The following is a 14,963-nucleotide window of genomic DNA, read 5'->3' as shown; positions in this document are numbered from 1 at the left end:
AAGTCAGCATGCACACCTGTCCTTTATGCCAGAATCAGCGCACTCACCACTTTTTTGAAGACAAGCAACGCGAGTATCTTCAGTGTGAGCAGTGCAGTTTGGTATTCGTCAATCCAGATCAACGTTTGGATGCGGAAACTGAAAAAGCTCACTATGATCTGCATGAGAACAATCCTGAAGATATGGGATATCGCCGCTTTTTGGCGAGAATTGCTGATCCAATCTCAGAGCGAATTTCACCACAATCGAACGGAATCGACTTTGGTTGTGGTCCGGGCCCAACGCTTTCCTTAATGTTAGAAGAAGCGGGGTACAACATGGCGTTGTACGATCTTTACTATCACCCAGATACTTGTGTGTTAGAAAAGCAGTATGACTTCATGACAGCAACAGAGGTGATCGAACACCTCTACCACCCAGATTTGGTGTGGAAGCAATGGTTGAATTTAGTTAAGCCAGGTGGCTGGATAGGCCTGATGACGAAAATGGTCATCGACGTAGAAGCCTTTCGGACATGGCATTATAAGAACGATCCTACACACGTGGTGTTCTTTAGCCGTGACACGTTCCAGTTCCTAGCAGAGCGGGATAAGCTCGAACTCGAATTTATTGGTAATGATGTAATTTTACTGAGGAAGACCCAGTAATGAGCCGTAAAAAGAAATCAAGAAAGCCGGGTGCCTCTGGCGCACCTGAGTTTGTCGTCACTCGTAACCGTACAGAGTCAGATGTAGAAGGTCGTCTACGCAAGCGTGCGAAAAAGCGCAAAGGCTTGAAGACTGGTAGCCGTAACTCTGATGCGGAAGAGCAGAAGAGACAAGCAGCAGCACAGAAACGCGATCCTCGCCTAGGCAGCAAGAAGAAAATCCCTCTGATTGTTGAACCGGTGAAGAAGCAGACCAAACAAGAGCGTCGTCTATCTGCAGAGCAAGAGCTGGAGATGCTAGAGAACGATGCGCAATTGAATGTGTTGTTGGATCGCATCGAAGCGGGTGAGAATCTAGGCACTGGTCTACAAAAATACGTAGACGAGAAGCTAGATCGCATCGAGAAGCTGATGGATCAACTGGGTCTACTAGAGCCGGAAGAAGACGAAGACTTTACTGCACCAGCGGCGAAAGGTTCTCGTAACGATGATGATCTGCTAGCAGACTTCGACGATATCAACTTCGACGACTACAAAGGATAAGTAATTCATGAACGTAACCTTATTAGCGATTGCGGGTGCAGTGATCATTATCGCGCTGGCTTCTTATGCAGGTTACCTTCTGCTTCAATTGAAAAAGCAAAAGGAATTGCAGCTGAAGCATCAAAAATTGGCGATCGATAAGCGTAACGCCAACATTTTTGAGAACGTGCATACCTTGTGTCAGGCGGGCATCCAAGGCCAGTGTGATTTGTCGGAAATCAGTATTCGTGTTTACAACATCATGGACTATGTTCAAGGTGAAGACCGTGTTGATTTTGACGCCACATATCCTGCGATTTCAGAGCTTTACCATGTCGTGAAAGATATGGCGCGTGGCGAAGATCGTCAGCAGCTTGCCAAGAAAGAACGTATGCAGCAGAACCTGACGCGTCATAAAGCAGAACAGCGCTTAACAGACGCGATCATCGAAGAGCTCAAAGTGTTGCAAAAAAACGTTAAGCCACTGAATAACCAAATCAATATTCAGATGATCTAATTGCTGCCCCTAATGGTTTCCTTATAACTATTAGGGGTATCGTGATCACGCTAGCACTTCTTTAGTTTTATACTTAAAAAGCCGCCTGTGGCTGCCGTAGTTGTCATCGTCGTATGGCAGAATAACGGCTTCTGAATATTGGGGGACGGCTTTCGTCTCCCTCGCATTTTACGGAAAGTACCACCATGTCGAATCAACATACTGAATCGAAACAGCAAATCGTCTGGGATCAAGCGGTATTGGATAAGTACAACTATTCCGGTCCGCGTTACACGTCGTACCCGACAGCACTGGAGTTTCATGAAGCGTTTACCATTTCGGACTATGATATGGCATGCACTCAGTACCCAGATCGTCCGCTGTCTCTGTACGTTCACATTCCGTTCTGTCATAAGCTTTGCTACTACTGTGGCTGTAATAAAGTGATTACTCGCCATTCGCACAAAGCTGACGAATATTTGGATGTACTTGAGCACGAGATCCGCCAACGCGCGTCACTATTGGGTGAACGCCAAGTGACTCAATTGCATTTTGGTGGTGGTACACCAACTTTCCTATCTGAGAAGCAGATTACGCGTGTGATGGACTTGTTGCGCCAAGAGTTCACTTTCAGTGCCGATGCGGAAATCAGTATTGAAGTTGATCCACGTGAGATTGAGCTCACTATGCTGGATCACCTACGCAGTGAAGGCTTTAACCGCCTAAGTATTGGTGTTCAGGACTTCAACAAAGAAGTTCAGCAGCTTGTGAACCGTGAGCAAGATGAGGAATTTATCTTTGCGATGGTTGCTCGTGCAAAAGAGCTTGGCTTCCGCTCTACTAACCTTGATTTGATTTACGGCTTGCCGAAGCAGACCAAGGCATCTTTTGCGAAGACACTAGAGCAAGTGCTAGAAATGCAGCCGGGTCGTTTATCGGTGTTTAACTACGCGCACATGCCACAACTGTTTGCGGCGCAGCGTAAGATTAAAGATGAAGATCTGCCAAAAGCGGAAGAGAAGATGACGATTCTGCAAGATACCATCGCAACGCTAACGGGCGCTGGCTACCAATTTATCGGTATGGATCACTTTGCTATGCCTGATGACGAGCTTGCTGTGGCTCAGCGTGAAGGCATTTTGCACCGCAACTTCCAAGGCTACACTACACAAGGTGAATGCGACTTGGTTGGCTTTGGTGTTTCGGCGATTTCAATGATTGGTGATGCGTACGCGCAAAACCAGAAAGAATTGAAGAAGTATTACGCACAGGTGAATGAATCTCGCCACGCGCTGTGGAAAGGTGTGTCACTGGATGCGGATGACTTATTGCGCCGTGAAGTGATCAAACAGCTTATCTGTAACTTCAAGCTGGATAAGAAGTCGATTGAGTCTGAGTTCGGCGTGAAGTTCGAGCAATATTTCAAAGAAGATTTAGGCCTACTGCAAACCTTCATCAATGATGAATTGGTGGAAGTGGATGACAATGAAATTCGCGTAACACTGCGTGGCCGCCTTCTGATTCGTAACATCTGTATGTGCTTTGATAAGTACCTACGAGCGAAAGCGCGTCAGCAACAATTCTCTCGCGTGATTTAATCTCTTGCAGATTTCGGATACAAAAAATGCCAGCAGATGCTGGCATTTTTATACCTTTCGCGGCAATTATACGCGATCTTTCACTTTTTCTTTCAGTTCATTTTTCTCTGCATCTGATAGGAAAGCGATGTCTAGACCGTTGATTTGTGCTTGGCGAATTTGCTCTTGAGTCAGGCCTGCTGCTGGTGCCGCCACTTCGTATTCGTATGGCAGTTCAATACCTTCCACCGCTGGATCGTCCGTGTTCAGACATGCAAGTACACCGTGCTCAAGGAATTGCTTAAGAGGGTGGTTAGCTAGTGATTCAACTGTACTGGTTTGGAAGTTTGACGTTAGGCACGATTCAATACCAATGCGGTTTTCTGCAAGGTAGTCCATCAGTTTAGGATCGTGGATTGCTTTCACACCGTGGCCGATACGTGTTGCACCAAGCTCTTGAATTGCTTGCCACATGCTCTCTGCCCCCGCCGCTTCACCAGCGTGTACGGTCACGTTCAGGCCTGCGTCGCGAACTTGTTTGAAGTGAGACACAAAACGATCACCCGGTTGACCAAGTTCATCACCAGCTAGGTCAACGGCAACCATGTGGTCTTTCTGACTAAGAATCGCATCCAGCTCTTGCTGACAAGCGTCAGTGCCGAAAGTACGGCTCATGATACCGATTAGGTTTGCCTTGATGCCGAAATCACGCATACCCGCTTGTACGCCATCAACCACGGCTTCTACCACACCTGCTACAGGTAATTTGTGTTTCATTGCCATGTAGTAAGGTGAGAAGCGAAGTTCAGCGTAGTCGATTTGTGCGTTCAGTGCATCTTCTACGTTTTCGTAAGCTACGCGGCGACATGCGTCTAGATCGCCCAACACTGCCACGCCCCAATCAAGCTTAGAAAGGAAAGCAACAAGAGATGGCTCAGCTTCAACAATTTGAACGTGTGGTGTTAGCGACTCGATATCGTAAGCTGGTAGAGCAATACCAAATTGCTGGCCAAGCTCAAGAATAGTCTTAGTGCGAATGTTGCCGTCAAGGTGACGGTGCAAATCAGTTAGGGGAAGATTCTTAGTTATCATTATGTCGATCCGGGTTGTTTGTTGTGAACAGGAACTCAGCCCAAACATTATCAATGACAATACATGGGGAAGATTTGCAGTTAAGTATAAATAACAGTTAGGTAGATTGTCAGTAGACGATGACTAGGAAATCAACGATTTCAGCTGTTTTCTACTTCATGTTAACCAAATGTGTTGGCCATTCTTCCATCGCCATCGGGCGGCTATAGTAGAAGCCTTGAACTTGGTCACAGCCAAGTGAACGGAGCAGTTGTGCTTGTACTGCGGTTTCTACTCCTTCCGCGACCACATTCGCTTTCATACCTTTCGTGATGTTGATGATCGCCGCTACCACTGAGCTGTCGAGATTCTCTTTGGTCAGACGGTTAATGAAGGTGCGATCTATCTTCAAACAGGTGAATGGCAGAGCATGCAAGTAGGCGAGTGACGAGTAACCCGTACCGAAATCGTCAATCCCAATACCCAGCCCCATCTCTCTGAGCTTGATTAAGTTATCTAGCGTGGTTGGTGCGCTATCAATGATACGCGACTCGGTGATCTCTAATGTTACGTTGGTTGCCGATAGACCTGTTTTAAGCAGTACTTTCGCGACAGATTCGACGAAGTTAGGGCTCGATAACTGATGAACGGACACATTGACGTGTAGCTGGAAGTCTTCAGGCCATTGCTTACTATCGATGGCTTTACGTGTGTCACGGCAAGCTTGAAGTAGGATTTGTTTGCCAATCGCTTTGATCATGCCATTTTCTTCAGCGATAGGAATGAAGTCCAATGGGGAAATCATACCGGATTCACTGTGCCAGCGTGCGAGCGCTTCTGCACCACAAATATTGCCGCTCTCAAGGTCAATAATTGGTTGGTAGAAAGGAACGAATTCATGATTATCAATACCCGTTTGAATCTTCGCCAGCATTTGTGTCCGGAACTTAGATGCACTCGCCATCTCTGGACTGTAGTGACACACGCTGGTGCGCGAGTCTTGCTTGGCAGAGCTCAGAGCAATACTTGCGTTACGTAACCAGAGCGGCATGCTTTGCGAAGCTTGCGTACGCACGACGCCGATAGAGATCTTTACCACCACGGTTTCTCCGTCGAGCATAAACGGAGCTGCGAGCAACTGTTGTAGGCGTCGTTCTGTCGAGCGTATCTCTTCATCGTCGTGTGTGTTTGGCATAAATACCGCAAACTCATCACCGCCGATTCGAGCTAGAATCGCTTCATCTTGCAGCTGCTGTTTTAGGCGCTCAGCGATGTGGACCAGCAGTTGATCACCATTGTGATGGCCGATGCTGTCATTGATATCTCTAAATTTGTTGATCCCGATAAGGTACAAGCTGCTTTGGCCTGAATGAGTCAAGGTTTCACTTACTTCAATTAAACCTTGTCGGCTGTATAAGCGCGTTAAGGAGTCAAATTCGAGTTGCTCGCGAAGCGCTTTGAATGAAGCTTTTAGGTTGCTGGCCATTTCATTAAATGCTTGTACTAACACCGTCGTTTCGTACACGTAACCTGGGCGAGGCATGGAGCTATTCCAATCCCCTTTGGCTAAGTGCTGCGCCGCTGTTGCCGTGGCATTGATAGGGCGAGTAACGCGATTGAATATCAGTAGGCTAATCCCAATACCAAATAAGCTCACCAAGGCCCCGACCATCCAACTTTTCTGTTGGCTATTGGGTAGGTTACCGAGTAGATCGGTTTCAGAAACCGAAGTGCCAATAAACCAAGTTAAGCCATTGGCGTCATGATATGGCGTGATACGACTAAAGGTGCGCTGACCGTTGAAGTCGAACTCGAATGTGTAAGGTTTGTCGCTGTGGCTGAGGTCTTGGCCCATTAGGCGAGACGCGCTCATTTGGATGATAGGATCTGCACTTTCCGAAGCCAGCAAACGCTGTCCCTTTTCTGAGAACTTTGTTCCCCAAGAAATCACACTGCCTTGCCCTGAATGCGCCACTAAGCGGTGTTCCTGATCCATGATGTAAACGGATGCACTGGTGTCTCGCTTGAGATCTTGTAAGAACAAGTTAAAGGTGTTGATGCGAATGTCGGTAACGAGGACTCCTGCAAACTCATTCAGCTCGTAAATGGGAGTCATGGCCGAAAGGGTGATGTCTTGGCGCTCATCGGCATTGGCGTAAATCGGTGACCAACGGGCTCTGTGGTCTTGAGCGACGGGCTGATACCAAGGGCGGGTGCGAGGGTCGTACGGAGCGATCACAGTACGAATATCATCACTGACGTCTTCACTGCCGTAAATAACCAAATTACCATCAGTACGATGGTCTTGAACCATCAGCGTGTAGCTGTCACCCGCTTCGCGTCGGAAGCCGGTAAAGTCACCGGATTCAGATCCAAATGCAATCACATCCAGCTGCGGTATTGAGTGGTACAAATCTTTAAATGCACTCAACAAATAAGCTTGGATATCTTTGGTGTCGTTAGGATGATATAAGTTGTGGTAGCTAACGTTGTGCCCCAGCGCATTGACTGCGGTGAAAGGTTTACGCAGGTAGTCATTGAGGTGGTCGTGAACACTTTCAGTCAATACTGAAAGTTGCTTGTCACTGATGTCGGTGACAACTTCCTCATAGCTCTGTTTTTGGACGTAGACAATCACACCGATAGCCAGCAGAAAAATCATCACGAAAGGGATGAGAACAGCAGTACGTAGTGTAATTTGAGTCGTCGCGTTTGACATTGCCTAGTCACATAAGGGGTGTCGTACCATAATTGTACTGACACTTAGGTTATCAAGCGAGGGAAAAATTGTGCGCTTGATAACCATTATCCAAACTCGTATCCGTTCGAGATCAGTACAATTCTTTCAATTTTCGGGTTAGGGTATTGCGTCCCCATCCTAGTACTTTAGCGGCATCTTGCTTGTGACCTTTAGTGTGTTCTAACGCAGCTTCCAATAAAATGCGTTCAAACTCAGGTAATGCGTAGGAAAGCAGCTCTTTATCTCCAGCTTCTAAGGCTTGGCGAGCCCAATCTGCTAATTGATCTTGCCAGCTGCCGCTGGTGGTTTCCGTGGCGATTTTCTTCTCTTCCAGCAACTCTGCGGGTAAATCACTTGGCAAGACTTCACTGCCGCTTGCCATAACGGTCAGCCAACGACAGATGTTTTCCAGTTGACGCACGTTACCTGGCCAGTCAAGGCGGTTCAAAATCTCCACCGAAGAAGGGTGCAGGGTTTTGGTTTCAACACCGAGTTCATCCGCCGCTCGAACGAGGAAGTGTTGTGTTAGCTTCTCTATGTCTTGCTTACGTTCTCTTAGTGCAGGGATCTGAACACGAATGACATTCAAGCGGTGGAATAAATCCTCACGGAAATCGCCTTCGTGAACCAATTTTTCAAGGTTTTGGTGGGTGGCTGCAACAATACGTACGTCGACACGAATTGGAGAGTGGCCGCCGACGCGGTAGAACTGACCGTCCGCCAAAACACGTAGCAAACGAGTTTGGATGTCTAGCGGCATGTCACCGATTTCGTCCAAAAACAGGGTGCCACCATTGGCCTGCTCAAAACGACCTTGACGGACGCTATTCGCTCCAGTAAACGCCCCCTTCTCATGACCAAACAGTTCCGATTCAATCAAGTCTTTCGGGATTGCTGCCATATTGAGGGCAATAAAAGGTTTGTTGGCGCGCGGGCTGTGGCGGTGTAAGGCATGAGCAACTAACTCTTTACCGGTACCAGACTCACCGTTGATTAGAACGGAAATAGAAGAACGCGATAAGCGACCGATGGCGCGAAACACTTCTTGCATCGCTGGTGCTTCACCAATGATTTCAGGCGTATCGGTTGGGATGTCGTCTGGCAGAAGTTGCTCACGCTTATTCTCTTGGCTATGGGCTATCGCACGCTCTACCAGCGTTAGTGTTTCATCAATATCAAACGGCTTAGGCAAATATTCAAAGGCACCTTTTTGGTAAGCGTTCACCGCCGCATCCAAATCGGAATGTGCTGTCATGATGATCACGGGTAGGTCTGGGTAGTCACGTTGAACTTGTTTGAGTAGCTCTAAGCCATCGATACCCGGCATGCGAATGTCTGAAACCAAAACGTCTGGTACTTCGCGCTCTAGCGCCATTAACACGCTTTCCCCATCCGCATAGGTTTCGCATTTGATGTTGGCAGAGGAGAGGGTTTTCTCCATTACCCAGCGAATTGAACTGTCGTCGTCGACGACCCAAACATATCCTTTACTCATGTAATAAATCCTTGCAGCAAAAGCCTAAAAACTGACGAATTGAATAGCCTTTCAATCAAGTCAGATTGGCAAATAAATCGTAAAAGTGGTGTGACCCGGCCAGCTCTCGACATCAATCTTGCCGCTATGCTGGTCGATCAAATTTTGGGAAATTGACAGCCCAAGTCCTGTGCCGCCCTCACGGCCACTGACCATCGGGTAGAAGAGGGTGTCTTGTAACTCGGGTGGAATGCCCGGACCGTTGTCGGTGATCTCGACACGAGCCGCGAGTTTGCAACGCTGGCCATGAATGTTGGCTTGATGCACCGTTCTGGTGCGTATGGTTATTTTGCCGTGCTCTTGGTGAGAGAGGATTTGCGCTGCATTGCTAACAATGTTGAGCATCGCCTGCTCGATTTGGTCAGCGTCCATCAAGATCTCTGGCAAGCTCGGGTCGTAATCACGCTCAATCACAACCGAATGCTGCGATTCTAACTCCACCAATTGACGCACCTTTTCAAGCACTTGGTGTAGGTTCTCTTGGGTCTTTTTGCCCGGTTTTTGAGGCCCTAGCAAGCGATCGACGAGTGCCCTCAAGCGGTCGGCTTGTTCAATGATGATGTGGGTGTATTCCGTCAAAGAAGGATCGGGCAGCATTTTCTCCAGTAACTGTGCTGCGCCGCGTAAACCGCCAAGTGGGTTTTTAATTTCATGCGCCAAACCACGCACTAAAAGCTTCGCCGCCTGTTGTTGGGCATGTTGGTTAAGCTCTTGAGTGAGTCGGCGTTGCTGATCAATTTTGCGCATCTCAACCAGCAGCATTAACTGCTTCTGCCATGTGATCGGGCTGACAGTCACTTCCAGCATCAAAGGGCGGCCATCAACCACAAAGGTCACGTCACTGTCAGTGATACTTTGTCCGCTCTGCAATGGCTGAGTGAGCAGCGCGAGATCCAATGACGCATGCTGAATCAGCTGAGACAACGACTGCTCGACAATACGCTTGGCGCTTTGTGAGAACAATAACTCAGCCGCAGGGTTGGCGTAGCGAACGGCTAATCCATCATCGAGAATCAGCGTTGCTGTCACCATGTTGTTGAGAATGGCACTGGAGAGACTGGTATCCACATTACGTCCTTGTTTGCGTTGTATTTGTGCGCTGCACTATATTGGTGCAATAGAACGTAAGTATGGCGAATAAACCTAAGAAGAAAAAGTGAAAAGCGCCATCAGAGTGCGGTTTTTTCACTTAATATTCTACTTTGCCCCTTTAATGGTCGGCTTGATACTCGCTCTATGTAAATGCACCGTTATAGGGCTAGTAGATGCAATAAGCTTGCCGCTTCTTTTGGCTTGTACCGCAAGGGTGTGTGTACCACGATCGATGTTCTTCAATTGCCAAGTTAAACGGCTTTGTGGCGCCCCATATGGCTTACCATCAAGGAAGAGTTGCAACTGCTCGCCAATCCCCAATTTACGGTTGGCTTCGAGTTGGATATTGATAGCGCCAGGGTTGCTGCGAATGGTTTCATCATGCTGTGGCGTGAGCATAGAAAGGGAAAGAGGCAGTGGCTTTTCTGCCTTTGTTTGCTCATCTGTTGTGGGCTCTGATGTCGTTTTTGCTTGTGGTGCCAGAGACTCGGTACTTTCTACTTTTGGTGCTGGCGCACTGGATTCTAGATTAGGTAGCGAGATGGCTTTTGCGCCTTGGTTTGGAGTATCGCTAAAATGCACAACGCCGTCTTTATCGACCCAAGTGTAAGCGACTTGAGCAGAGACTGTTGTGGCGATCAGTAAGCCACTTAAGGCGCATAGCGATGGTAAAAGCTGAACTTTCATTGCTCACCTTCTTTTGATAGATGATTTCACGTTTGGATTGCTTAGCTCTTTGACTTATCAAGTAAAAGAGTTTGAGCGTATTTTTGTTATCCCTCCATGTTAAACGCCCATATAGGGCGAGCGAATACAAAAAAGGCCCGCCTGCGAGGCGAGCCTAATATTTTGTTTCTGTGTTTACATTTTACACAGTTGAGACCTTATACAGAGTAGTAAAGTTCGAACTCAAGTGGGTGAGTTGTCATGTTTACTTTCTCTACATCTTGAGACTTAAGGCCGATGTAAGAATCGATGAAGTCATCAGAGAATACGCCGCCTGCTGTTAGGAACTCACGGTCAGCATCTAGTTCTTCTAGAGCATCTTTCAGTGAGTATGCAACAGTTGGGATTTCTGCTGCTTCTTCAGCTGGTAGGTCGTAAAGGTCTTTATCCATCGCTTCGCCTGGGTGGATCTTGTTCTTAATACCGTCAAGACCAGCCATTAGCATTGCTGCGAACGCTAGGTATGGGTTAGCCGCTGGGTCACCAAAACGAACTTCGATACGACGCGCTTTAGGGCTTGGTACCACTGGGATACGGATAGAAGCAGAACGGTTACGTGCTGAGTAAGCTAGCATAACTGGTGCTTCGAAGCCTGGTACAAGACGCTTGTACGAGTTAGTTGATGGGTTAGCAAATGCGTTGATTGCGCGAGCGTGCTTGATGATACCGCCGATGTAGTAAAGTGCAGTTTCAGATAGGCCGCCGTACTTGTCACCAGCAAATAGGTTTACACCGTCTTTTGCTAGAGATTGGTGAACGTGCATACCGCTACCGTTGTCACCAACTAGTGGCTTAGGCATGAATGTCGCTGTCTTACCAAACGCGTGAGCAACGTTGTGTACAACGTACTTGTAGATTTGGATTTCGTCAGCTTTGGTTGTTAGCGTGTTAAAGCGAGTAGCGATTTCGTTTTGACCCGCAGTTGCTACTTCGTGGTGGTGCGCTTCAACAACTAGGCCCATCTCTTCCATTACTAGACACATAGCAGAACGGATGTCTTGAGATGAATCTACTGGAGCTACTGGGAAGTAACCACCTTTAACGCCTGGACGGTGACCTTTGTTACCTTCTTCGTAATCAGAACCTGTGTTCCACGCTGCTTCTACGTCGTCAATCTTAAAGAAAGAACCAGACATGTCAGTCGCGAACTTAACGTCGTCAAATAGGAAGAACTCTGGCTCAGGACCGATAAGAACAGTATCTGCAATACCAGTAGAACGCATGAAGTCTTCAGCACGCTTAGCGATAGAGCGAGGGTCGCGGTCGTAGCCTTGCATTGTTGCAGGCTCAAGGATGTCACAACGGATGTTTAGCGTTGCATCTTCAGTGAATGGGTCAAGCACTGCAGAAGATGCGTCTGGCATCATAACCATGTCTGATTCGTTAATGCCTTTCCAGCCAGCAACTGATGAACCATCGAACATTTTACCTTCTTCGAAGAAGTCTGCGTCGATTTGGTGAGCAGGGATAGAGATGTGCTGCTCTTTACCTTTTGTATCAGTGAAGCGTAGGTCAACAAACTTAACTTCGTTTTCTTGGATCAGTGATAAAACGTTTTCTACTGACATCTTGGATAACCTCCAGTGTTAATAAAGCGGTAAAAGCTCGATTTATGAAAAATTGATTAAATCCAGCATTGATTAATTTATTTGACATTTTATTAATCGATGCTGTTTTCTCTAAAGCCAAAACCGTGCCAAAAAAATTATTCCATTAATTTCAAGGAATTATGTTTTTAGATACTAGTTTGGTGCAAACGATTGCACCAAAATGATCTTTGGCTGCACTGTAATGGTGCATATTTTTATTATTGCACCACAATGTGACAACCATGTTGCTTATCTAGCCCAGTTTTTGAGCAAGAGTCAATTTCTAATAAGCAACGATTGGAATAAAATTGCGTTGAATCAATTCGCTGGGCGAGAGAAAGTGGGCGCTAAGCGTAAATTTGCTATAAAAGCTAAGGAGTAGATCACATATTTCTAGGCTTTTTGCTAAAATCTGGTACATTATGGCCGTTTTTTTAATCAGCAAATGTCGCCAGAGAGCACCCGTTCTCGGCATGGGGGCATTTCATCTATCTAAGTGAATCAATATCCATGGCTACTCCACAGATTGATAAATTAAGAAATATCGCGATTATCGCGCACGTTGACCACGGTAAAACAACGTTGGTTGACAAGCTGCTACAACAATCAGGCACGCTAGAGTCTCGCGGTGAAGCTGAAGAGCGAGTCATGGACTCGAACGACATTGAGAAAGAGCGTGGCATTACCATTCTTGCTAAAAACACAGCAATTAACTGGAATGACTACCGCATCAACATCGTAGATACTCCGGGACACGCGGACTTCGGTGGTGAAGTAGAACGTATCATGTCGATGGTAGATTCAGTACTACTTATCGTTGACGCAGTTGATGGCCCAATGCCACAAACGCGTTTCGTAACGCAAAAAGCATTTGCTCACGGCCTTAAGCCAATCGTTGTAATCAACAAGATTGACCGCCCTGGTGCACGTCCTGATTGGGTTATGGATCAAGTATTCGACCTATTCGACAACCTAGGTGCAACTGACGAACAGCTAGACTTTAAAGTTGTTTACGCGTCAGCACTTAACGGTTGGGCTGCGCTAGAAGAAGGCGAAACTGGCGAGAACATGGAACCACTGTTCCAAACTATCGTTGAAGAAGTAACTGCACCTCAAGTTGACCTAGACGGTCCTCTACAGATGCAAGTTTCTCAGCTAGATTACAGCTCTTACGTTGGTGTTATCGGTGTTGCACGTGTAACTCGTGGTAGCGTTAAGCCAAACCAACAAGTAACGGTTATCGGTGCTGACGGTAAGACTCGCAACGGTAAAGTAGGTACAGTAATGGGCTACCTAGGCCTAGAGCGTCACGAAGTTGAGCAAGCGAATGCGGGTGATATCATTGCAATCACTGGTCTTGGCGAGCTAAAAATCTCTGACACTATCTGTGCACAAAACCAAGTTGAAGCACTACCACCGCTATCTGTTGATGAACCAACAGTAACGATGACGTTCCAAGTAAACACGTCTCCATTCGCTGGTAAAGAAGGTAAGTTCGTAACTTCACGTAACATCCTTGAGCGTCTAGAGAAGGAACTGGTACACAACGTTGCACTACGTGTTGAGCAAACAGACGATCCAGACAAATTCCGCGTATCAGGCCGTGGTGAACTTCACCTATCTATCCTGATCGAAAACATGCGTCGTGAAGGCTTCGAGCTTGCTGTATCTCGTCCAGAAGTAATCATCAAAGAAGAAGATGGTCAGCTAATGGAACCGTTCGAGACTGTAACGATCGACGTTATGGAAGAGCACCAAGGCGGCATCATGGAGAACATCGGCCTACGTAAAGGTGAGCTGAAAGACATGTCTCCAGATGGTAAAGGCCGTGTACGTATGGACTTCGAAATGCCATCACGTGGTCTGATCGGTTTCCAAACTGAGTTCATGACACTGACTTCAGGTTCTGGTCTTCTATACCATACATTTGACCACTACGGCCCACACAAAGGCGGTAACATCGGTCAACGTGTTAACGGTGTACTAATCGCGAACGCGATGGGTAAAGCGCTAACAAACGCACTGTTTAACCTACAAGAACGTGGTCGTCTATTCATCGGTCACGGTGTTGAAGTTTACGAAGGCATGGTTATCGGTATCCACAGCCGCGACAACGACCTAACAGTAAACGCACTGAAAGGTAAGCAGCTGACTAACGTTCGTGCATCTGGTACAGATGACGCACAGGTTCTTACTCCGCCAATCAAGATGACTCTTGAGCAAGCACTAGAGTTCATCGATGATGACGAACTAGTAGAAGTAACACCTGAAAGCATCCGTATCCGTAAGAAATTCCTAACGGAAAGCGATCGTAAACGTGCTTCACGTGCAGCAAAATAATCTGCTGTAACGGATTCGATTAAGAACAAGCCCCGAGTCATGCTCGGGGCTTTTTGTATCTAAAGGAATAAGGCTATGCAGCCAATCGTGATTACGGGTGGTCCTGGGGCGGGTAAAACCACGTTACTGAATGCGTTAGGTGGGTTGGGCTATGCCACCTTTGCTGAGGGCTCTCGCACCTTGATTGAACAGCAAAGCCAGCTGGATAACGGTGTCTTGCCTTGGACTAACCTACCTGAGTTCGCTAACTTATGCCTTGAGTTGATGGGTAAGCAAAAGCAAGACGCACTGAGTCATGAGGTTGCCTTCGTTGACCGTGCTATCCCAGACATCGTGGCATACCTACAAGTTGGAGGTTGTCCTGTTGAGCAAGCCTTCTTGATTGAGAGTGCTGGGTACCAAAGTAAGGTGCTCACTTGTCGACCAGAGGCCTCTATCTATGTTCAAGATGATGTGCGCCCACACAGCTTTGAAGAAGCGCTACAAATCCATCAAACTCTAGTCGATACCTATGCGGAATTGGGTTACGAAGTAGTCGAAGTACCATGGGGAAGTGTGGAAGAACGAGTGGCGTTTGTTCGACAAGTAATGGGCTTAGTGGTCGAGGTAGAAGGTGAGGAAGGTGATTAG

At 47.2% G+C, this 14,963-nt stretch carries 12 protein-coding genes; 6 read left to right on the top strand and 6 right to left on the bottom strand.

The features are described 5' to 3' along the window. The first annotated feature begins 8 nt into the window (after positions 1-8). The 4 genes from KIO97_RS03565 to hemN all read left to right on the top strand — a co-directional run bounded on the left by KIO97_RS03565 (position 9) and on the right by hemN (position 3,262). On the top strand, positions 9-647 hold the full coding sequence (locus tag KIO97_RS03565) for a class I SAM-dependent methyltransferase (RefSeq protein ID WP_285381010.1): 639 nt from the start codon (positions 9-11) through the stop codon (positions 645-647). Next, on the top strand, positions 647-1,189 hold the full coding sequence (yihI, locus tag KIO97_RS03560) for a Der GTPase-activating protein YihI (RefSeq protein ID WP_045402659.1): 543 nt from the start codon (positions 647-649) through the stop codon (positions 1,187-1,189). The genes KIO97_RS03565 and yihI overlap by 1 nt, the downstream gene beginning before the upstream one ends. 7 nt (positions 1,190-1,196) lie before the next feature. Then, positions 1,197-1,685, top strand: coding sequence for a DUF2489 domain-containing protein (locus KIO97_RS03555; protein ID WP_005430018.1), 489 nt, complete (start codon positions 1,197-1,199; stop codon positions 1,683-1,685). Between the two features lie 185 nt (positions 1,686-1,870). Further along, complete coding sequence (hemN, locus tag KIO97_RS03550) at positions 1,871-3,262, top strand: oxygen-independent coproporphyrinogen III oxidase (protein WP_285381008.1); 1,392 nt, start codon at positions 1,871-1,873, stop codon at positions 3,260-3,262. A 66-nt stretch (positions 3,263-3,328) separates the two neighbouring features. Here hemN and add read toward each other — a convergent pair whose 3' ends face one another. From add to glnA, 6 genes are all read right to left on the bottom strand, one after another. Beyond that, complete coding sequence (add, locus tag KIO97_RS03545) at positions 3,329-4,333, bottom strand: adenosine deaminase (RefSeq protein WP_285381006.1); 1,005 nt, start codon at positions 4,331-4,333, stop codon at positions 3,329-3,331. Positions 4,334-4,484: 151 nt separating this feature from the next. After that, positions 4,485-7,031: an EAL domain-containing protein gene (locus tag KIO97_RS03540; protein WP_285381004.1), complete on the bottom strand. Its 2,547-nt coding sequence runs from the start codon at positions 7,029-7,031 to the stop codon at positions 4,485-4,487. A gap of 112 nt (positions 7,032-7,143) precedes the next feature. After that, positions 7,144-8,547 carry a nitrogen regulation protein NR(I) gene (gene glnG, locus KIO97_RS03535; protein WP_038890201.1) on the bottom strand — a complete coding sequence of 468 codons (1,404 nt, stop codon included), beginning with the start codon at positions 8,545-8,547 and terminating at the stop codon, positions 7,144-7,146. 60 nt (positions 8,548-8,607) lie between these two features. Further along, a complete protein-coding gene (glnL, locus tag KIO97_RS03530) occupies positions 8,608-9,678 on the bottom strand; it encodes a nitrogen regulation protein NR(II) (RefSeq protein WP_038890202.1) in 1,071 nt (356 codons plus the stop codon). A gap of 105 nt (positions 9,679-9,783) precedes the next feature. Beyond that, a complete protein-coding gene (locus KIO97_RS03525; RefSeq protein WP_045368277.1) occupies positions 9,784-10,365 on the bottom strand; it encodes a DUF4124 domain-containing protein in 582 nt (193 codons plus the stop codon). Positions 10,366-10,562: 197 nt separating this feature from the next. Next, a complete protein-coding gene (gene glnA / locus KIO97_RS03520; protein ID WP_005529054.1) occupies positions 10,563-11,972 on the bottom strand; it encodes a glutamate--ammonia ligase in 1,410 nt (469 codons plus the stop codon). 531 nt (positions 11,973-12,503) lie between these two features. Here glnA and typA point away from each other — a divergent pair. Further along, positions 12,504-14,333, top strand: a complete 1,830-nt coding sequence (gene typA / locus KIO97_RS03515; RefSeq protein ID WP_285381001.1) for a translational GTPase TypA — start codon at positions 12,504-12,506, stop codon at positions 14,331-14,333. 75 nt (positions 14,334-14,408) lie between these two features. Beyond that, positions 14,409-14,963 carry an AAA family ATPase gene (locus tag KIO97_RS03510; protein ID WP_285381000.1) on the top strand — a complete coding sequence of 185 codons (555 nt, stop codon included), beginning with the start codon at positions 14,409-14,411 and terminating at the stop codon, positions 14,961-14,963.

It is taken from the genome of Vibrio sp. B181a (assembly GCF_030248375.1).
In the GTDB taxonomy this organism is placed as follows: domain Bacteria; phylum Pseudomonadota; class Gammaproteobacteria; order Enterobacterales; family Vibrionaceae; genus Vibrio; species Vibrio campbellii.
The sequence above is the reverse complement of the archived record's forward strand: the minus strand, read 5'-3'. Positions and strand labels throughout refer to the sequence as shown.

What these genes read in the sequence shown, in the direction of transcription:
- KIO97_RS03565 (WP_285381010.1), top strand. Translation starts at nt 9, where the DNA reads ATGCACACCTGTCCTTTATGCCAGAATCAGCGCACTCACCACTTTTTT.
- yihI (WP_045402659.1), top strand. Translation starts at nt 647, where the DNA reads ATGAGCCGTAAAAAGAAATCAAGAAAGCCGGGTGCCTCTGGCGCACCT.
- KIO97_RS03555 (WP_005430018.1), top strand. Translation starts at nt 1,197, where the DNA reads ATGAACGTAACCTTATTAGCGATTGCGGGTGCAGTGATCATTATCGCG.
- hemN (WP_285381008.1), top strand. Translation starts at nt 1,871, where the DNA reads ATGTCGAATCAACATACTGAATCGAAACAGCAAATCGTCTGGGATCAA.
- add (WP_285381006.1), bottom strand. Translation starts at nt 4,333, where the DNA reads ATGATAACTAAGAATCTTCCCCTAACTGATTTGCACCGTCACCTTGAC.
- KIO97_RS03540 (WP_285381004.1), bottom strand. Translation starts at nt 7,031, where the DNA reads ATGTCAAACGCGACGACTCAAATTACACTACGTACTGCTGTTCTCATC.
- glnG (WP_038890201.1), bottom strand. Translation starts at nt 8,547, where the DNA reads ATGAGTAAAGGATATGTTTGGGTCGTCGACGACGACAGTTCAATTCGC.
- KIO97_RS03525 (WP_045368277.1), bottom strand. Translation starts at nt 10,365, where the DNA reads ATGAAAGTTCAGCTTTTACCATCGCTATGCGCCTTAAGTGGCTTACTG.
- glnA (WP_005529054.1), bottom strand. Translation starts at nt 11,972, where the DNA reads ATGTCAGTAGAAAACGTTTTATCACTGATCCAAGAAAACGAAGTTAAG.
- typA (WP_285381001.1), top strand. Translation starts at nt 12,504, where the DNA reads ATGGCTACTCCACAGATTGATAAATTAAGAAATATCGCGATTATCGCG.
- KIO97_RS03510 (WP_285381000.1), top strand. Translation starts at nt 14,409, where the DNA reads ATGCAGCCAATCGTGATTACGGGTGGTCCTGGGGCGGGTAAAACCACG.